At 51.2% G+C, this 17,581-nt stretch carries 19 protein-coding genes; 4 read left to right on the top strand and 15 right to left on the bottom strand.

Features of this window, described 5'->3' with window-relative positions:
- Positions 1–128 precede the first annotated feature (128 nt).
- Positions 129–1,091, bottom strand: coding sequence for an alpha/beta fold hydrolase (locus tag ACFO9Q_RS01935; RefSeq protein ID WP_379178123.1), 963 nt, complete (start codon positions 1,089–1,091; stop codon positions 129–131).
- 184 nt (positions 1,092–1,275) lie between these two features.
- Here ACFO9Q_RS01935 and ACFO9Q_RS01930 point away from each other — a divergent pair, with 184 nt between their 5' ends.
- On the top strand, positions 1,276–2,058 hold the full coding sequence (locus ACFO9Q_RS01930; RefSeq protein WP_379178121.1) for a polysaccharide deacetylase family protein: 783 nt from the start codon (positions 1,276–1,278) through the stop codon (positions 2,056–2,058).
- Between the two features lie 160 nt (positions 2,059–2,218).
- The gene (locus tag ACFO9Q_RS01925) at positions 2,219–3,256 is read left to right on the top strand and encodes a mannose-1-phosphate guanylyltransferase (RefSeq protein WP_379178119.1); all 1,038 of its coding nucleotides are present in this window, start codon (positions 2,219–2,221) and stop codon (positions 3,254–3,256) included.
- Between the two features lie 70 nt (positions 3,257–3,326).
- Here the strand turns inward: ACFO9Q_RS01925 and ACFO9Q_RS01920 are convergent, their stop codons facing one another.
- From ACFO9Q_RS01920 to ACFO9Q_RS01865, 12 genes are all read right to left on the bottom strand, one after another.
- Positions 3,327–4,103 (bottom strand): CAP domain-containing protein, encoded by a 777-nt coding sequence (locus ACFO9Q_RS01920; protein WP_379178117.1) that lies wholly within the window; start codon positions 4,101–4,103, stop codon positions 3,327–3,329.
- Positions 4,104–4,413: 310 nt separating this feature from the next.
- Positions 4,414–5,343 (bottom strand): ABC transporter permease, encoded by a 930-nt coding sequence (locus ACFO9Q_RS01915; RefSeq protein ID WP_379178115.1) that lies wholly within the window; start codon positions 5,341–5,343, stop codon positions 4,414–4,416.
- A complete protein-coding gene (locus ACFO9Q_RS01910; RefSeq protein ID WP_379178113.1) occupies positions 5,343–6,440 on the bottom strand; it encodes an ABC transporter permease in 1,098 nt (365 codons plus the stop codon). Before ACFO9Q_RS01910 ends, ACFO9Q_RS01915 begins: the two co-directional genes overlap by 1 nt.
- A complete protein-coding gene (locus ACFO9Q_RS01905) occupies positions 6,440–8,089 on the bottom strand; it encodes an ABC transporter ATP-binding protein (RefSeq protein WP_379178111.1) in 1,650 nt (549 codons plus the stop codon). Before ACFO9Q_RS01905 ends, ACFO9Q_RS01910 begins: the two co-directional genes overlap by 1 nt.
- Positions 8,090–8,345: 256 nt before the next feature.
- Positions 8,346–9,332, bottom strand: coding sequence for an HNH endonuclease (locus tag ACFO9Q_RS01900; RefSeq protein ID WP_379178109.1), 987 nt, complete (start codon positions 9,330–9,332; stop codon positions 8,346–8,348).
- A gap of 78 nt (positions 9,333–9,410) precedes the next feature.
- On the bottom strand, positions 9,411–10,367 hold the full coding sequence (locus ACFO9Q_RS01895) for a DUF4097 family beta strand repeat-containing protein (protein WP_379178107.1): 957 nt from the start codon (positions 10,365–10,367) through the stop codon (positions 9,411–9,413).
- Positions 10,364–10,924 (bottom strand): HAAS signaling domain-containing protein, encoded by a 561-nt coding sequence (locus ACFO9Q_RS01890; RefSeq protein ID WP_379178105.1) that lies wholly within the window; start codon positions 10,922–10,924, stop codon positions 10,364–10,366. The genes ACFO9Q_RS01895 and ACFO9Q_RS01890 overlap by 4 nt, the downstream gene beginning before the upstream one ends.
- The gene (locus ACFO9Q_RS01885; protein ID WP_379178103.1) at positions 10,921–11,241 is read right to left on the bottom strand and encodes a PadR family transcriptional regulator; all 321 of its coding nucleotides are present in this window, start codon (positions 11,239–11,241) and stop codon (positions 10,921–10,923) included. The genes ACFO9Q_RS01890 and ACFO9Q_RS01885 overlap by 4 nt, the downstream gene beginning before the upstream one ends.
- A 230-nt stretch (positions 11,242–11,471) precedes the next feature.
- Positions 11,472–11,837: a DoxX family protein gene (locus ACFO9Q_RS01880; protein WP_379178101.1), complete on the bottom strand. Its 366-nt coding sequence runs from the start codon at positions 11,835–11,837 to the stop codon at positions 11,472–11,474.
- A 162-nt stretch (positions 11,838–11,999) separates the two neighbouring features.
- Positions 12,000–13,022: a Gfo/Idh/MocA family protein gene (locus ACFO9Q_RS01875; RefSeq protein ID WP_379178099.1), complete on the bottom strand. Its 1,023-nt coding sequence runs from the start codon at positions 13,020–13,022 to the stop codon at positions 12,000–12,002.
- Positions 13,023–13,083: 61 nt separating this feature from the next.
- Positions 13,084–13,863 (bottom strand): sugar phosphate isomerase/epimerase family protein, encoded by a 780-nt coding sequence (locus ACFO9Q_RS01870; protein WP_379178097.1) that lies wholly within the window; start codon positions 13,861–13,863, stop codon positions 13,084–13,086.
- Positions 13,864–13,999: 136 nt separating this feature from the next.
- Positions 14,000–14,629: a hypothetical protein gene (locus ACFO9Q_RS01865; protein WP_379178095.1), complete on the bottom strand. Its 630-nt coding sequence runs from the start codon at positions 14,627–14,629 to the stop codon at positions 14,000–14,002.
- A gap of 111 nt (positions 14,630–14,740) precedes the next feature.
- Between ACFO9Q_RS01865 and ACFO9Q_RS01860 the strand changes: the two genes are divergently transcribed.
- A complete protein-coding gene (locus ACFO9Q_RS01860) occupies positions 14,741–15,157 on the top strand; it encodes a pyridoxamine 5'-phosphate oxidase family protein (protein ID WP_379178093.1) in 417 nt (138 codons plus the stop codon).
- A 94-nt stretch (positions 15,158–15,251) separates the two neighbouring features.
- Here the strand turns inward: ACFO9Q_RS01860 and ACFO9Q_RS01855 are convergent, their stop codons facing one another.
- Together ACFO9Q_RS01855 and nfsA are read right to left on the bottom strand one after the other, a co-directional pair.
- On the bottom strand, positions 15,252–15,668 hold the full coding sequence (locus ACFO9Q_RS01855) for a VOC family protein (RefSeq protein ID WP_379178091.1): 417 nt from the start codon (positions 15,666–15,668) through the stop codon (positions 15,252–15,254).
- Positions 15,669–15,711: 43 nt separating this feature from the next.
- A complete protein-coding gene (nfsA, locus tag ACFO9Q_RS01850; protein ID WP_379178089.1) occupies positions 15,712–16,449 on the bottom strand; it encodes an oxygen-insensitive NADPH nitroreductase in 738 nt (245 codons plus the stop codon).
- A 152-nt stretch (positions 16,450–16,601) separates the two neighbouring features.
- On the opposite strand from nfsA, the gene ACFO9Q_RS01845 reads away from it, so the two are divergent.
- Entirely contained in the window at positions 16,602–17,513 is a 912-nt protein-coding gene (locus tag ACFO9Q_RS01845; protein WP_379178087.1) for an AraC family transcriptional regulator, read from the top strand.
- Positions 17,514–17,581: the final 68 nt, after the last annotated feature.

Genomic DNA, 17,581 nt, shown 5'->3' with positions numbered 1-17,581 from the left:
AATTCACCGAACTAACTTCGACGAATGGTATGAGCATCTTTTCATTTCATTATACTTATGATGATAACGATTATCAATTGAAGTTAATAAGTAAGGCAGCAACACCAGCGCCGCTGCCTTCACTCCACCTAATTCTGCTCGAAGAACATCATAATCTGATCATTAAGTCCAGGCAATCCTTCATGACCGAAGTCTGGATAGATCTCCAGCCTCTTCGGCGATGTAATCTTGTTATAGGCAGCGAACTGAGTCGATGGAGGACAGATCGTGTCCATCAGCCCTATTCCAAGCAGAACCTCTCCTCTAATTCGAGGGGCTAGATTCTGAATATCAATATACCCCAGCTTCGTGAACGTCTCGAGCTCTTGTTTATGCTGCGGATCGAAGTGACGGAAGTACGTACGAAGCTCTGCATACGCATCCTTCGCCAGATCCATCTGCCACACCCGGATGTAATCGCTCAGGAACGGATAGACAGGAGCAAGCTTCTTCACTCTGGGCTCTAATGCCGCACATGCAATCGTCAGTGCACCACCCTGGGACCATCCCGTGGCATAGACGCGATTGGCATCTACTTCAGGAAGCTCGAGTGCAATGCGCGCCAGCTGCGCTGTATCCAGGAAGATATGACGGAACAACAGATTGTCTGCATCCTCATCAGCCAGCCCTCTAATGATATGCCCATGATGGGTATTCCCTGTTACACCCCCGCTGTCATTGGAGCCTCCACCCTGGCCCCTGCAATCCATCGCTAGAACGGAATAACCAAGGGATACATAGCTGAGCTTGTCCGCCCAGTCGCCAGACGAGCCTGTGTAGCCATGGAACATGACGACAGCCGGATGAGGCTCACTGCTCCCTCTCGGCTTCAGATACTTCGCGTGTATGCGTGCGCCGCGCACTCCAGTGAAGTATAGGTCATAGCATTCGGCCTGCGGCGTCTGGAAGGCTGCAGGAACCATCTCTATGCTTGATTCTACGGAATTCAGCTCTGAGAGCGCTCTCTCCCAATACGTATCGAAGTCATGGGGCCGAGGGTTCTTACCTTGATATTGCAGCAACTGTTCTAAGGGCATATCCACTAATGGCATCTTCATTCTCCTTCGGATTCAAATATAGGCTAATATCTCCAAATTATATTACGCCCGCTTCCAGACCTTGTAAAGCGTTTTCTATACACGGCCTCATGGATGTTGCATCGGTTGTGCATGGCAGATAGCCGCTAGGGAACAATAGCTTAGGCGACAGCGGTGTACATCCTTGGAGGCCGATAACATGCGACTAAGAATAAGCTTAGCAACGATCCTTGTCATTCTCATCTCCCTATCCTGCCTGTCTGCTCTGCAAGCCTCCCCCGACCGTCCCGTACCGAAGCGGCTGAACCGTGAGCCTGCTGTATCTTGGGTGACTCTGCAGCGGAGATATCCTGGCGTATTCATCATGAACGGCTCCCGTCAGACGAAGCGAGTAGCGCTTACCTTCGATGATGCCCCTGATCCCAGATACACTCCTGCTATTCTGGATACTCTTGCAGCATACAAGGTACGCGCAACCTTCTTCATCATCGGATCTAGAGCCGTGGAGTATCCAACACTGGTCAAGAGAATACATAAGGAAGGTCATGATATTGGCAACCATTCCTATAACCATGCCGTATTCTCCTTGCTATCTGAGAGCGCCTACCGGAAGCAGCTGGGGCAGACAGACGATGTGCTTGCCTCGCTAGTCGGGTATCATCCCAGGTTCATTCGTCCTCCATATGGCGAGGTGCTCCCTTCTCAGGTTGCATGGGCGAAGCTCTCCGGTTATGTCATTGTGAACTGGGATGTAGACTCCGTAGACTGGCGCAGCTTATCCAGCTCTCTGGTCCTTCGCAACATTCGCAAGACGCTTCAACCTGGCTCCATCATTCTGCAGCATGCCGGAGGCGGCTCTAGCCAAGATCTCACGGGCACCGTTAAGGCACTGCCCGAGCTGATCGTCATGCTGCGCAAGTCAGGGTACGAGCTCGTCACTCTGTCGGAGCTGCTTCATAAGACGGCTTCCCTTCAGGAATGAATGATAGGCATGAATGGGATCGACCTGCTGCAAATATACTCACCCGCCTGTGTACGGATGCCGTTACGGTGAGGGCCTGACGTTGAATAGAATGAGAATACATTCGCGGACAGCCTTCTCCCTTCTTGTTCGTTCGCAGCATCGGAGGTGGGATTACGCATTGAATATCGTCATAATGGCCGGAGGCAAGGGAACACGCTTCTGGCCGCGCAGCACCTGTGATCTCCCTAAGCAATTCATCGCTCTTCATTCTGAACGCTCATTGATTCAGGAGACCGTCAACCGCTTCACGAGCACAAGCTTCGCTCGGGAAGAGCAGATCTATATCGCAGCCCCCAGCGTATATCTTCCATTGATTACAGAGCAATTACCTCATATTCCTCCAAGTCAGCTTATTATTGAGCCTCAGCAGAGAGATACTGCCGCATGCATGGCCTTAACCGCCCTGACATTCCTGCAGCAGAATAAGGATGACCCGCTCGTATTCGTCCCTTCCGATCAATGGGTTAGCGATAGTGAGGCGTTCAGAGCGGCCATCAGCACCGCTTCGCGAGTGGCAGAGAGAGAGCGAACGATTGCAACGATAGGTGCGGTGCCAGATCGGGCAGAGACCGGCTTCGGCTATCTAGAGACGTCCGGTCCTGCTCATACGTCTGAAGGCTCCATACCCCAAGGGCAATTCTATAAGGTCAGCCGATTCCTTGAGAAGCCTACAGAGCGAATCGCGGCTGAGCTCATCACGAACCCGAGCGTGTATTGGAATTGCGGGATTTGGATCTGGAGACCCTCTACGATTGCTTACTATATGGCGAGACATGCTCCTGGGGTGTGGAACACGCTTGTTAACGGATACGACGAACTGGGAGAGGCCTACAAGGCGGTTCCAAGCTTGTCTATTGACTATGCGGTTATGGAGCATACGGAATCCATCTACTGTGTTCCAGTCAGCTGCGGGTGGGATGATCTGGGATCATGGTCAGCTCTGAGAAGGCACATTAAGGCAGATGGCGGAGGGAATGTAATCCGAGGTGATGTCCATACGGCAGAAGCCTATAACAACACGATTGATATCGATCAGGCAGCACTCATCATCGGTGTTAGTGATCTTATCATTGTATCCACCCCGAATGGGCTGCTTATCTGTCCCAGGTCGGAGGAGCCTAGGCTGAAGGATTGGTTGAAGGAACGATTGAATTAATGCCCTGTATAGAAATAAAAAACGGCTTACCGAGCTGTGAGCTCAGTAAGCCGTTGTCGTTATTCTTCCATTAACCGATGAACATCTGAACCCAGTCGCCGTTGTAGTAGCCTACGCCGATCTTGGTGAAGTTAGCGCTCATAATGTTCTCACGATGACCCGGGGAGTTCATCCATGCCTTCATGACTTCTTCAGGCGTACGCTGTCCGGATGCGATGTTCTCTCCTGCATAAGAATAGGAGATTCCGAACTGACGCATCATATCGAATGGTGAGCCGTAAGTCGGCGAAGTATGGCTGAAGTAATTGTTCGTGTCCATATCCTTAGCCTTGGCGAGAGCTACCTTCGCAAGAGGAGCATCACTCTTCAGAGCTGGGAGGCCAGCCTTCGCCCGTTCTACATTCACTAGATCAACGACCTGAGCTTCGAAGCCGCTTGGCTTGCTCACGTCTGGAGTCGTTGGAGCTGGTGTTGGTGATGGCGTTGGCTTCGGTGTTGGCTTCGGCGTTGGTACAGGAGTCGGCGATGGCGTTGGTGAAGGTTGAACCGGCTTAGTTGGCTTGCTAGGTTCAGTTGGCTTCACTGGCTTCTCAGGCTGCACAGGAGCTGTACCGCCTTGACCTGGCCATGTTACAACGATACCTGTGCCGAATGTCAGATTATTCAAGTCAATTCCATATTTATTGGCTAACTCTCTGAATGCATCTCCATTGAAGATCAATTGGCTAACATTGGAGTCTGTCTTCACAGCTGGTGCTGCACCTGCAGTTGGGGCGGTTAAGCCTGCGCCAATCATCGTAGCTGCTACTATGCTTGCGACGCCTAGACGTATATGTTGCATGTTCATATGAATTGTTCCTCCTCAGGAGTAGTGGGATGTGCCGGTTCAACTACCCGACGCCACCTATCGTAGCATGAGGAGGTACTTCCTTCATGGTTCAAAAATTGGTAAACCAAATAAAATAAGAACAACCTGTGCGATTATGAGAATCCCTTAACCTTAACAGAAGCCGCATGGAATAGACCATTATTGACCGTCTGCGCTGCATTTATTAATGAACGAACCACCCCGGCTCCTCCTCGAAAATCGACTGCCGAGCATCAGCATTAATATCTATTCATAAATCAATCTAAGTCCTATCCGGTTGAGATAGCAGCTAAACCCTCTGCTCCCTATAGTAAGGAATGCCAAGCGATTCCGGCTGACCTGACGGTTTTTTGCGGTTTTTGAAGCCGATCATCATGAGCACAATGATGGTAATGAGGTAGGGCATCATTTTCAAAAAGTAGGAAGGAATCCAATCACTCATCATCTGAATTCGGAAGCCTAGCGCCTCGAATGCACCGAATAAATAAGCACCTAGCAGGGCACGTACAGGATTCCACCGAGCGAAAATGATTAAAGCCACTGCAATCCAGCCTCTACCTGCAGTCATGCCCTCCAGCCAATTCGGTGAAAAGACTAGAATGAGGTAGGCCCCTGACAGCCCCATCAACATCGCTCCTGCAATGACATGAGTGTAGCGAATGGCGCCCACCTGCAGGCCCATGGAGTCTGCGGCAGCCGGACTGTCGCCTACAGCCCTGAGCTTCAACCCCCAGGACGTACGGTGAATATACACCTGCAGAATAGCGGTTAGGGCGAAGCTGAGCCAGATGAGTACATTCTGATGTCCGAGCAAGGCGCCTAACATAGGGGTTCCTTCCAAGAAGGACAAATGCAGCTTCGGCACTGACCCTGGGGCAGGCATACCGGCATAGGCCTTGCCTAGATAAGCGCTTAGTCCTGTTCCGAACAGTGTGATAGCCATTCCTGCTACTGTCTGGTTCGCCTTGAGTGACACGGTCAGCACCGCATGGAGCAAGCCGAACGCTCCACCGACGAGTATGGCAGACAGCAGGGCTGCGAGCCAGCTGCCGGACGTATAGAACGTGATGAAGGCTGTCACTGCTCCCATCAGCATCGTTCCTTCGGTTCCTAGATAGATGACTCCTGAGCGTTCAGAGAGGATACCGCCGAGTGTAGCGAACAAGAGAGGAGTTCCGGCCGACATGGCTGCAATCGCAATCAATAATAAGCTGTCCATCAGCCTGCACCTCCAGCTCTCGAGAAGCTTATACGATAATGGCGAAGCTGCTCCCCGCCTATTAGGAAGAACAAGATGGAGCCTTGCAGGATGAGGGACATCGATGCCGGCAGGCCGATCATCTGGACACTATAGCCTCCTACGATGACCGCACCGCACAGGATGGACGAGAGCACCAGTCCCCACGGATTCAGCTTGGCGAGCCATGCGACAATAATGGCGGTATAGCCGTAGCCAGGCGAGATACCATAGATTAGACGATGGGATACGCCGGCTACTTCGGACATGCCTGCAAGCCCAGCTAGGCCGCCGCTGACGAGCATGACGAGCAGTATCTGCTTGTTGATAGATATACCCGCGCTGCGCGCTGCTTCCGGGCTTGCCCCGAGTACTCGCAGCTCATAGCCCCACTTCATATGATTCATAATGAGATAATAAGCAAGGACCGCAACCAGACCGAACACCAGTCCCATATGGAGACGGCTGCTTCCGAAGGACAGGAGCTGCTGGAAGGGCTCGAAGGCAATCGTTCCCGGGAAGCCGAGGCCATTCGGATCCTTCCACGGTCCGTAGACGAAGTAGTCGAGGAGGAGCAGTCCTATATAATTAAGCATTAGTGAAGTGATTAGTTCATTCACTCCCAGCCAAGCTCTTGGTATAGCCGCCAGTACCCCCCATAATGCTCCTGCTGCAGCTCCTACCATTATCATCAGTGGAATATAGATCCCCGGAGGAAGAGCTGGCCAGTAGATGACTACGCTTGTAGCCGCAATAGCCCCTACTGTGAACTGGCCTTCCGCTCCAATATTCCATATCCCAATTCGATAAGCGAAGGAGACACCCAGTCCACAGAGCAGGAGCGGAATCGCCTTCACGAGCGTCTCCCCAATACCATAGGAAGAGCCGAATGCGCCGGCAAGCATCTGCTTGTAGACAACAAGCGGATTCATTCCGTTCAGCAGAATGAATAAGCTGGTGAAGAGGAGCGCCCCTCCTATAGACAACAGCGGCACCCACCACCCAGACGAGGATGAGGCCGTAAGCTTCACAACACTCAGCCTTCTCCCGCTGCTGGAACCCAGCGTTAATCGTTGCATTAAGCACCTTCCCCTTCTTGATAATAATCGGGTGAATGAGTGGGAGGCTTGCCCTTCCGCTCAGTCTGCTGCTCGATCTGCTGCTCGATCTGCTGCTCACCGTGCTGTTCGTCATGCTGAATAGAATTCATCCCTGTCATGAGGAGGCCAATATCTGTCCTGGAGGCTTCCCCGGGAATGAATTGTCCTTGAATTCTACCATTGTAGATCACTACAATCCGGTCAGCGAGATGCATCATCTCATCTAGGTCCTCCGAGATGAGGAGCACGCCGCTTCCGCTGTTGCGAAGCTCCATGAGCAGCTTATGTACGACCCCAGCTGCACCGACATCGAGTCCCTGTGTCGGATGAACTGCCATCAGCATGAGCGGCTTCATGTCCAACTCCCTAGCGAATAACAGCTTCTGTTGATTCCCGCCTGACAGCATTCGAACCTCGGTGTCTATACCAGGTGTTCGTACTTCGAATTGCTCAACCATCCTCTCGGCCCATGAACGATTGCCTGCTCTCTTCATGAATCCGCCTCTGGAACGGGAAGGCCTTGCGTATGACTTCATGAGCAGGTTATCTACAGCACTCAGGCTGCCTGCCATCCCGCTTCGCATCCGATTCTCTGGAATATGCGCAATACCCCGCTCAATAATCTGCTGCACGGACAGGCCGGCAAGCGACTCCCCATCGAACTGGATCTCGCCTCCTTGCCACGGACGAAGACCAGCTATAATCTCTGCCAATTCCTTCTGTCCATTACCAGCTACACCTGCGATGCCCAGCACCTCGCCCCGTTGCAGAGACAAGCTGAAGCCGCTTAGCGTATTCTGCCCATGATCTCCCTTAGCGCTCAAGTCAGTAATCCTCAGCAGCTCATCACCTGAAGGCTTACGGTCAGAATCGGTAGGACGGATAACCTCTCGGCCCATAATCATCTCCGCAAGCTCCCTCTCTTCCGTCTCCTGCGACGTAACGGTACGAATCATCTTGCCGCGGCGCATGACTGAGATTCGGTCGCATGAAGACATAACCTCCTTCAGCTTGTGCGTGGTCAAGATAACGGTCTTCCCGCTAGACTTCAACTCCTTCAGCGTCGCAAGCAGATCTTCGACTTCAGACGGAGTGAGCACCGCTGTTGGTTCATCCAGCACGATAATATCGCAGCTGCGATAGAGAGTCTTCATAATCTCAATTCGCTGCTGTTCCCCAACCGATAGCTGCCACACCGGGCGATGCAGCGGGAACACCAGAGCATATCGCTCGCATAGCGCAGAGAGCTCAGCAGTCTTCCTCTCCCGCCACGTTGCTCCGTTCCATAGATTACGCCACCCGCTCGGGTCACCCAGCACAATGTTCTCTAATGCTGTTAACGCAGGCACCAGCTTGAAGTGCTGATGCACCATACCGATTCGACGCTTGGCTGCTTCCTTAGGGGAACGGATCTTCACCTCTGAGCCATTCACCTTAATGATTCCGCTATCAGGACGATAGACCCCGAACAGGATGCTCATGAGCGTGCTCTTCCCTGCTCCGTTCTCCCCTAACAGGGCATGAATCTCTCCTGCAAGCACGCGGAAGCTCACTCCGTCCGCTGCGGCTATCTCACCGAACACTTTGTGAATATCGATCATCTCAATGGCATACTGAGAGCGATCCATGTCACTTCCCCCTGTCAACCTGCACCATTTATGACCATTATATAAGCCGCTGGTTAAGGCGAGCAAGGATTCATGTCAATTTTCATAACACAGAACAAAAGATTTACAGAAGTTTGTGTAAAATTCTAATGGAATGACTCCATAATTAGAACAAAATAGTGTTATTGTTATGTTAGGTATAAGTCAGTTAACCTTGCTCCAGCCGCATGAAAAGACAAAAAACCACATGCCTCTGAGCATGCGGTTCATTCTCTATCTATAGGTCATGACGGCTATATGTATAGGTCAGCTTATCAGCCTTGTGCAGATTGCAGCTGGAGCAAGCGCAGACACAGTTATCCGGCGTCGATAAGCCGCCCTTGGACTTAGGGAGCACATGGTCAATCGTATCGCCATATCGCCCGCAATACTTACAGACGTAGTTATCCCGTTGGAGGACGAAGATACGGAAGTCGCTCTTCGTATACAGCTTATGGATGGTACGGGAGTTCACAATGCCCGCCGCCCCTTCCTTCACCATACGAACAGCCATCGCTGTATCAATATCCGTATGCCAGCGCTTCCCTGATTCTCTGCGACCCCTCAGCTTAATCACGCCTGATCCGCGGTCATTCAATCGATTCGTATCGAAGGTGAACGGCCCGTTCAGCGGTTCGATATGTCTGCGCGGCGGAAGCAGCAAGGGCTGTGCGCTGTCTGTCTGCAAGGCGTTCAGCTTCTGAGCTGCCCCTCCACTCTTACGTCTACGCTTCCTCTTACGCTTGCGCTTCACTGGTTCAGCTTCCGGAGGCTCTTGCCCAGCCTCCTCCGCAATCTCAGGTGATTCACTGGAGATTCCTATCTCCTGCGCACTGGAAGGAGCAGCCTTCCTGCGTCTTCTCCGCTTCCTCTTGCGCTTCGCAGGATTCGAGATACCGATGGACTTATCCATCTCCTCTGCCATACCTGACACGACAGCGGATTCTTCAAGCGCCGCGCCGTTCTCATCCAGGCTTAGCGTATCAAGCTTCTGTTCCGCTGATCGGCTCTTCCTTCTGCGCCTGCGCTTGCGCCTTGCAGGCAGCTCTTCTCCTGCAGGCACCTCCCTGTCTGGATTAAGCTCAGCAAGGGACGGGTTCTCGGTCCTGCTCTTCTTCCTCTGGCAGGAACGGCAGGTGCCCCTTCTTGCGCTTCTGCCCGTTCGCTTAGCATATGAGCTAAGCTCCTTCTCACAGCCGCAGACTGTGCATATTTTAGTGTCCATACCGTTCGCTCCGTTCATATCGTTAACCGAAGCATAACCTATATCCACCCTGCACCGCAAGGAAAGCGCCTTATTTTTCTATTTTTGGCCTAGCTTGAAGTTGCCTGAGCCTGTCTGAACCTCCAACACTCCACTGCCTGAGCCCGCGAATGATCCGATGGCACCTTCGCCATCCTTATCCTCATAAGAGAAGCCCTCCCACTGGATGGATCGATTACCGGAACCGGTCTTGAACTTCACTTGCAGCCCTTCCGGCTTCTGATCGGTATAGACAGAGATGTTACCACTCCCAGCGTACAATCTCATGAGATGATCAATTCGGTCAGTGTAGATGTTAACATTACCACTCCCTAATCGGCCCGACACGCTGCCGCTTCCGTCCCTCAGTGTCACATTACCGCTGCTCAGCTTATATTCCAATTGCTCCAACCGATAATCGTTCATCACAACGTTGCCGGAACCAAGCTTAACCATTGCCGTCTCGCCCGTTACCCCAGACAGACGAAGGTTGCCGCTGCCCGAATAATAGGACATCTTATTGGCATGTAATCCATCTCCTCGAATATTGCCGCTGCCTGCTCGAATGTCCAGACTGCTGCCTTCTAAGTCGGCAGCCTCTATGTTGCCGCTATCCGATCCTATATCAATGGAATTCCAGACGTTACTCGGGAGGGATACTGTAAGATCAACATCCATAATATTAACACCAATCGAGAACTTCTTGGTATTGGCGCCGCTGACGACCAGCTTATCTCCCTGAATATGCGCATCAAGCTTGAACTTATCGACATACTGCTTGCTGGCACGGCCTTCAAGGCGAAGCTTAACCTCAGCCGAATTCGTACGAACGACCTTCACATCCATCTCTTCAAGTGCCAGTTGCAGCTCCTTCACATCACTCGGAACACTGAGAGTCTTCTCCTGAAGAACTGGTTCCGTACCGAAGGTCAAGAGCTGTTCACCGCGGAAGCTCATGAGCACGCCAATGATTCCAACACCGATCATAACGAGAGCAGACCCTGCCCACTTGTTCATCCTTGTCTCCCCCTCACTAGTCGGGTATTGAACTTCAGATATCGAAGAGTAGATGTGTATAATACCTTCGTCAGCTTGTTAAGTCCGAGTCCCAGCAGAATCGCTAGCCCCCACACGATAAGTGCGAGTGATACAGCCTGCTTCATCGTTAGATTCCCATTCCATATACTATCCAGTATGACTCCGATTCCCGCTGCCCCAAGGGCAAGGACAGCGGACCACAGCGCCAGTATCACAGCAAGCAGCCCGGCATAAGGTCCGAGAACGAAGATCGCATTGAATAATCCGAGCCCTAACGTGGCGAACACAGCCTTAGACAAGCTTGATATATTATTGTTCGTCTCAGCCTGCTCTACCCTGTAATTGAGCAGCAGCTCACTTGCATTGACTCTTGGATCACCAAGCTCTGCGGCTGCTTGCTCTTCCGACTTGCCATCCTCCACCGCCATCTGAAAATGCATCTCATAATCCATCAACATCTCTCTTCTCAGATGCTCCGGCACCTTGCTAAGATAACGATCGAGCTCCTGCATATAACGTTGCCTTGTCTTCATCATGGCCTGATCCCTTCTTCGATAATCTCGTTAACTCCCGCCGTGAATTGATGCCACTCGTCAATCAACCCGCGCATATGCGCCCAGCCGTCCTTAGTGAGCCTATAATACTTGCGGGGCGGACCTTCCGTCGATTCCTTCAGATAAGTAGAGAAGTACCCCTCTTGTGTCAGCCGATTAAGCAGCGGATATACGCTGCCTACCGCTACCTCGAACTTCTCAGAGATCTTAACCGCCAGCTCGTAGCCGTACCTGTCCTCACGCGAGGCAAGCACGAGTACGCACACTTCTAGTACGCCCTTCTTGAACTGAATATTCATTCGTCCGTCCGCTCCTCTATGAAGCTATACACACTATTCTATATTAATGCATAGCGTGATGCACAATCCGTCAATCCCTGCTCCAAGAGCATATCATACCACTATTCTACATTGCAATATACTAATTATCTCTTCATACCGAGAAATCGAATAAAAAAAAGGATCCCCCATGATATGTGAAGGATACCCTAATTGTTCTCAGCCTCTCAGTCCATTCTTCCAGTCGTCCATTATAACGATGCCATTAGCTCTGACCAGTTCAATATAACGACCGCTAGAGCCAGAACGAACAGCACGATCCCAGGGATTGCAGCCTTAATCGGATCCTTCGCTCTAAGGTGAGAGATGACTGCGCCGAGCATAATGACCCCAATCCATAGACCAGCTATTGCGGCAATGTCTGCATACCAGATCCCAACGATCATGCCTGCTGCACCAATCAACTGCATGGAACCTGTCAGAATACGGAACCATTGCGGCAGTCCAAGATGGTTGAAGCTGTCAACTTGGGCCTTCTGCCCGGACAGCTTGCCGAATGCAGAGAGGAGGAACATAAGACCTAATAAGACTTGCAGCACAATTGATACAATATCCAAATTCATTACCCCCATATAGTAAGTATACTCACTATGAATATAATCATTAATTAAGTTCGTGTCAATACAGATTAAGATATTGCCGTGAGCTCTCTTCTATTCCAGGTAAAAAAAGGAGTGCTCAGCGAATTCGCCAAGCACTCCTATTGAACATGCTATTGCTTAACCAAGACTCACGAACTTGCCGCTAGCTTGCGATTCGAAGGCGCCGAGAATAACGGCTAGCGACTTGCGCCCCTCTTCTCCAGGAACGGGAGGAGTGGTCTTCGTCACTATGCTGTTCAGGAAGGCGTCAATAACGCCGCTCGATTCCTGCTTGTCATTCGTTGAGATGGCTCCCACCTTGTGCTTCTCAACTGTCCCATTCCGAAGCTCGACAATGACTTGATCATTCGGGTCAGTGCCAATCTTCATGACGCCATTCTCGCACCATAGCACGGTACTGTTGTCTTCACCCTTGTAATAGGTCCAGCTGGCTACGAGCGTACCTACAGCACCGCTCTTCATGCGCAGGAGGCAGGAGGCATTATCATCAATATCCGTGCCTTCCTTGTGAATCGTATCGATGAAGCCTGCAACCTGCGCCACTTCATCATTCAGCATCCAGCGAATCATATCCGCCTTGTGGACGCCGAGGTCACCCATCGCACCCATATACGCTTGTTCCTTGTGGAAGAACCAGCTGCCCGGCCCGTCAACACTCCAGTATTCAGGACCTGGATGTCCGAAGGAAGTGCGGAACGTGATGACCTTGCCAAGCACACCGGAATCAAGGATCTGCTTCGCCTTCACATGCGGAGGCATGAAGCGTTGATTATGGCCTACCATTAAGTACACCCCGTTACGATTGGAAGCCTCTACCATAGCTGCTGCTTCTGCATCTGTCACGGCCATAGGCTTCTCAACTAGAACGTGTGCTCCAGCATTGGCAGCATCGATAGAGATTGATGCATGGAGCGCATTCGGTGTACAGACACTAACTGCATCCGGCTTCACTTCCCGAAGCATAACCTTATAATCGGTATATGCCTTCGCCCCATATTGTTCGGCGTAATGCTGGGCACGCTCTGCAACAGGATCGCAGAAGGCTACAAGCTCTGCGTTCGGGTTAGCCGCATACTCAGGAATATGGCGATGCTTGGAGATTGATCCGCAGCCAATCACTGCGATTCGGATTATACTCATATGCTGGTGAAGCTCCTCTCGCGTTCATATTTCTTCTATTTAGACGCTCTGCAGATAATTCTTAGACGCTCTGCAGATAATTCTGCTTCAGCCAGTTGATGCTAGTAGCAACCGATTCCATCGGGGGGTTGGCACAGGAATCCTGCTCGACTATAATCCACTCCACGTCTGCAGCTTCAGCACTCTTAATAATGTCTGTCAACGGCAGGTCCCCTTGGCCAAGCTCAACCGTATCGATACTGCCAACCGCAGAGTTTGCCTTGCGGAAGTCCTTCAGATGCAGCAGCGGTAGACGTCCCTTATACTTGGCAATATAGGCAAGAGGGTCATTGCCGGCATACTGAACCCAGCCAATATCCATCTCTACATGAAGATGCTCTGGAGCAGTACGGCTATAGATAGCATCGAAGGCTGAACCGCCGTCTAGCTGGTCTTCGAATTCGAAGGCATGATTGTGATAACCGAAGGAGATCCCTGCTTCATGCATTCGCTTGCCGATCGCCTCAAGCCTCTCTATCACGTCAATCCAAGCCTCTTCACTTCCGCGGTTCTCCACAGCAAGATAAGGGCATACGGCATACTTGGCACCAATCGTCTGCAAGTAAGCAATCTGAGCTTCAATATCTTCCTCCAGCTGCTGGAAGCCGAGGTGGGCTCCGATAGCCGTTAGATTCAGCTCCTTAAGCAGGTCACGCATCTTCTCAGCAGGGACATCCCCATAGCCTGCGAATTCAACCCCTTCATAGCCCATAGCTGCCACTTGGCGCAAGGTACCCTCGAAGTCTTCTGATGTCGCATCACGAACCGTATACAATTGCAAGCCAATATTAAGTTTTGTCATTGTCGATTGCACGCCCCTATTAGGATGAATTAGTATGCCTTCAGTCGATTTCTAGCCCATCTTGTCTTTATTTTGCTATACGTTTTCATTATAAGTGGCATCAGCGCGGTTAACTAGGAGTCGGATTACCCTTTTCTTATGCGATTTTGCCCTGTCTTGTCCCAGCCGTTATCCACAGATAGATGAGAGGGCCAAGGATCGGGATGAGGCCAAGCAGCGCTCCACCCCGCTTCGACAGCCGATTATTCGTATAGATTGCATAGACAGACAGCAGAGTTAATAGGACGAAGTCTATGGTCATCACATGAACGAACGATGAATGGCGGAATGCTGCGGCATAGGCCTCACCATCACCGCCAGTGATGGCATAGATCATGAGAGCGGAAGTGATTAAGAATAAGAGTGAGACGAATAGACGGCTGTCCGTGATACGTAAGAGGAAGATCGGCGTTCGATTGCCCTCGGATCTGCTAGCTAGGCCGCTCAGCAAGAAGTAATACGGAAGCAGCGCGAAGGCGCCCAGTGCGAAGGACAATAGGACGAATGGCCAAGCCGGTATTCTCAGACGATCATCTCTTAAGAGCAGACAGGCGTAGACCATAGGGAACACGCCGAGCAGAGAGAACATGACGAGGACAGCAGGCTCTTCGGCCTTCATTCTCAATAGATCTTGCAGGATTGGATCTTGGCTGCCGGAAGCTCCTGGCGCTAACAGCCAGGCATAGGAGATGAACAGCAGCCACATGACAAATAACAGCATTCTCAACGAGCATTCCTCTCCTTCCACGTGCAGTCTAATATGTACAAGCATACGGTTCATTCCGTCGCTTCATGGGTATTATACCAGAGTAACCATACGCGAAGGGAGCATTGAACCATGAATCATTTGCAGTTGGAGAAGGAGATCATTGAAGCGCTGGGCAGGCATCGCTATGGCTCTCTGGCCACTATCGAGGGAGATAAGCCCAAGGCGAGGTATATGGCTATTTTTCACGATGGACTTCAGGTGTATCTGGCTACGAATCGCAAGACTCATAAGGTAGAGGAGCTGCAGGATAATCCACATGCCTTCCTGCTATTCGGCCACGAAGGAACAGGACCGGATGAGATCGTTGAATTGCAAGGTACGGTTCAGATTACGAAGGACGAGACGCTCCGTCACAAGCTGTGGAACGATGAGCTCAAGCCTTGGTTCGAAGGGCCTGACGATCCTGACTATGTCATCTTGAACATTACACCTTCACGGATTGAATATACAGGGCAAGATCAGAAGCGTAAGGTATGGGAGGCTTAATTGCAGCAGCATAGGCACCTATAAGCAGAGACCCTCCATGCAAGGCTGTCGATTGCAGCTTGCACGGAGGGTCTCTGCTTGCTCACCGCCCTTGTTAATCACCGAACCCTTGGGACTGCCGTTCATCCGTTGCAATCTGCCAGCGCACGCCGAAGCGATCCTCCACTCTGCCGAACATCGCTCCCCAGAACATCTTCTCGAATTCCATGATAATCCTGCCGCCGGCCGCAAGTCCTTCATATGCCCCCTTGGCAGCGGTGTCAGATGGGAATTCCAGCACCAAGTCCAACCCCTTAGTGCCCCGCTCTGCAAGCTCACCATCAGCCAGATAGAAGGTAACTCCGGCTGCCTCGAGGACGAGATGCATGACCCGATCCTTCCATTCATCACGAACGCCCGGCATGTCACCGAACGTCTGAATACGCCTGATGTCACCTCCGAGCACCTTAGCATAGTACGCCGCTTGAGTTCTTGCATCCTCACAATACAGATAAGGGCGAAGCTTAGCCAAGTTCATCACACTCCCATATTCTTAGTCCATGCTATTATTCCTCTTACTTGAATCCGAATCCCTGGCCCCTGAGTGTCTCTTCGTGCAACCGCTCTGGCTGCTTACTCTTGGCTGCCATCATCTCAGACCAGCCAGACGTTCGCTTACCGCCCGTTCGTTCATTCATATATTGACTAATTGTATCATTATATCTCTTCAACAAGGAATCGTATTGGTCACTGCTATAGCTGTTCTCATGGATGATCGCCTCCAGCGGAAGTCTAGGATGAGCAGACGGCTCTTGATCTGGAATACCGATGCACATCCCGAACACCGGGAAGACATGCTTCGGAAGCTTCAGCAGCTTCGTCACTTCTCCTAGCTGATTGCGAATACCCCCGATATAGACGATGCCAAGCCCCATGGACTCCGCAGCTACGGCTGCATTCTGAGCAGCAAGAGCAGTATCCACCGCGCTGACCAGGAAGTTCTCTGCGGAGTCATTCCACTTCCTCTCCTCCTCCACCATTCCAATAGCAACACCAAGACGCTGCAGATCAGCACACCATACGAGGAATTCAGGCGCTTCCGCTACATACGCTTGGTTGCCGGCCAGAGCCGCAAGCTGAGCCCGAAGCTCCTTGTCCGTAATCCGGATCACGCTGTAAGCCTGCATGTGGCTCGAGGTTGACGCCATTTGCCCGCATCGAATTATGGTATGAAGCTGCTCAGACGTTATGTCTTCGTTTTTGAACTTGCGAATCGATCGATGGTTCATCAATAAGCTTATCATCTCGTTCATCTGAGTCTTGCCCCTCTCTACTATTGCAACTATGAAAATCTTAACATTTGCATTATACTGATTACAAATCTATTATTCTTAACTAGATTGACTTCATTATAGCACGATTCTGACATGATTCGACATAATCAAGACCATAGGAGCGAGGCAGCATGGGAGATCGTTCAACCAGAGAGGTGCATTCTGAATACAGCTTGCTTACAAGCTGCAGCTTCCCGTTAACCGTTCGGCGCGGGCAGTCCAAGGCAGAGGAAGAAGAGAGTCTCATGGACTGCCATTGGCACCCTGAAGCAGAATGGTTCTTCGTCATGGAGGGTGAGCTGCTATTCCAGGTTGATACGGAATGCTTCCGCGTTGCAGCAGGTGAGGCTGTCTTCCTGGACGGAGGAGAGGTTCATGCCGCTTATTCCATAAGCGGAACAGCTTGTGCATATTGCTCCATTGTGTTCAATCCTTCCATGCTGACATGCTCCATTCCTGATCTCATCGAGCAGACAATTGTATCACCGCTCCAACAGCGCAAGCGTACATTCCCCAGACATGTGAAGGGAATTCATCCGTGGGAGCAACAAATTGTTCACTTCATTCGTCTTATTATGGAAGCAGATGAATCGAAGAATACTTGTTACGAGGCTGCCATTAAGGGGTACCTATTCCTAATGCTTCCTATCCTCGCTGCTGATGGCTGCTCCGTCAATCGCAGTCAGCCTCAGCCTGCTGAACAGGATAAGATGCTCAGGCTCAAGCAAGTGATTCAGCACATGCAGCTTCATTACACCCGAACGATTCGCTCGGCAGAGCTAGCGGAGCTCGTTCGAATGAGCGAAGGCCAGTTTTGCCGGTTTTTCAAGTCCATGACCCGGAAGACTCCTATTGAATACTTGAATGCTTATCGAGTCATGCGAGCGGCTGAACTGCTTAGAGGCAGCAGCCGCAAGATATCGGACATCGCTGCAGATGTCGGCTTTGATCACAACAGCTATTTTGTCCGCGTATTTCGCAAGGCAACGGGTTATTCCCCTACACAATTTCGCAAGGCAGCGATTGGGACAAGTGGGGAATGATGGTGCTCGAACTTCCCTAACACTGCTAGATTAAGCCGTTTGACGATATTTTGTAACAATTATTCACT

This window comes from Paenibacillus sp. GCM10023252, assembly GCF_042653305.1.
GTDB lineage: Bacteria > Bacillota > Bacilli > Paenibacillales > Paenibacillaceae > Pristimantibacillus.
Note: the sequence above shows the minus strand (reverse complement) of the source record. Positions and strands in the feature narration are given on the sequence as shown.

What these genes read in the sequence shown, in the direction of transcription:
- ACFO9Q_RS01870 (WP_379178097.1), bottom strand. Translation starts at nt 13,863, where the DNA reads ATGACAAAACTTAATATTGGCTTGCAATTGTATACGGTTCGTGATGCG.
- ACFO9Q_RS01935 (WP_379178123.1), bottom strand. Translation starts at nt 1,091, where the DNA reads ATGCCATTAGTGGATATGCCCTTAGAACAGTTGCTGCAATATCAAGGT.
- ACFO9Q_RS01890 (WP_379178105.1), bottom strand. Translation starts at nt 10,924, where the DNA reads ATGATGAAGACAAGGCAACGTTATATGCAGGAGCTCGATCGTTATCTT.
- ACFO9Q_RS01895 (WP_379178107.1), bottom strand. Translation starts at nt 10,367, where the DNA reads ATGAACAAGTGGGCAGGGTCTGCTCTCGTTATGATCGGTGTTGGAATC.
- ACFO9Q_RS01930 (WP_379178121.1), top strand. Translation starts at nt 1,276, where the DNA reads ATGCGACTAAGAATAAGCTTAGCAACGATCCTTGTCATTCTCATCTCC.
- ACFO9Q_RS01860 (WP_379178093.1), top strand. Translation starts at nt 14,741, where the DNA reads ATGAATCATTTGCAGTTGGAGAAGGAGATCATTGAAGCGCTGGGCAGG.
- ACFO9Q_RS01885 (WP_379178103.1), bottom strand. Translation starts at nt 11,241, where the DNA reads ATGAATATTCAGTTCAAGAAGGGCGTACTAGAAGTGTGCGTACTCGTG.
- ACFO9Q_RS01875 (WP_379178099.1), bottom strand. Translation starts at nt 13,022, where the DNA reads ATGAGTATAATCCGAATCGCAGTGATTGGCTGCGGATCAATCTCCAAG.
- ACFO9Q_RS01845 (WP_379178087.1), top strand. Translation starts at nt 16,602, where the DNA reads ATGGGAGATCGTTCAACCAGAGAGGTGCATTCTGAATACAGCTTGCTT.
- nfsA (WP_379178089.1), bottom strand. Translation starts at nt 16,449, where the DNA reads ATGAACGAGATGATAAGCTTATTGATGAACCATCGATCGATTCGCAAG.
- ACFO9Q_RS01900 (WP_379178109.1), bottom strand. Translation starts at nt 9,332, where the DNA reads ATGGACACTAAAATATGCACAGTCTGCGGCTGTGAGAAGGAGCTTAGC.
- ACFO9Q_RS01910 (WP_379178113.1), bottom strand. Translation starts at nt 6,440, where the DNA reads ATGCAACGATTAACGCTGGGTTCCAGCAGCGGGAGAAGGCTGAGTGTT.
- ACFO9Q_RS01915 (WP_379178115.1), bottom strand. Translation starts at nt 5,343, where the DNA reads ATGGACAGCTTATTATTGATTGCGATTGCAGCCATGTCGGCCGGAACT.
- ACFO9Q_RS01920 (WP_379178117.1), bottom strand. Translation starts at nt 4,103, where the DNA reads ATGAACATGCAACATATACGTCTAGGCGTCGCAAGCATAGTAGCAGCT.
- ACFO9Q_RS01905 (WP_379178111.1), bottom strand. Translation starts at nt 8,089, where the DNA reads ATGGATCGCTCTCAGTATGCCATTGAGATGATCGATATTCACAAAGTG.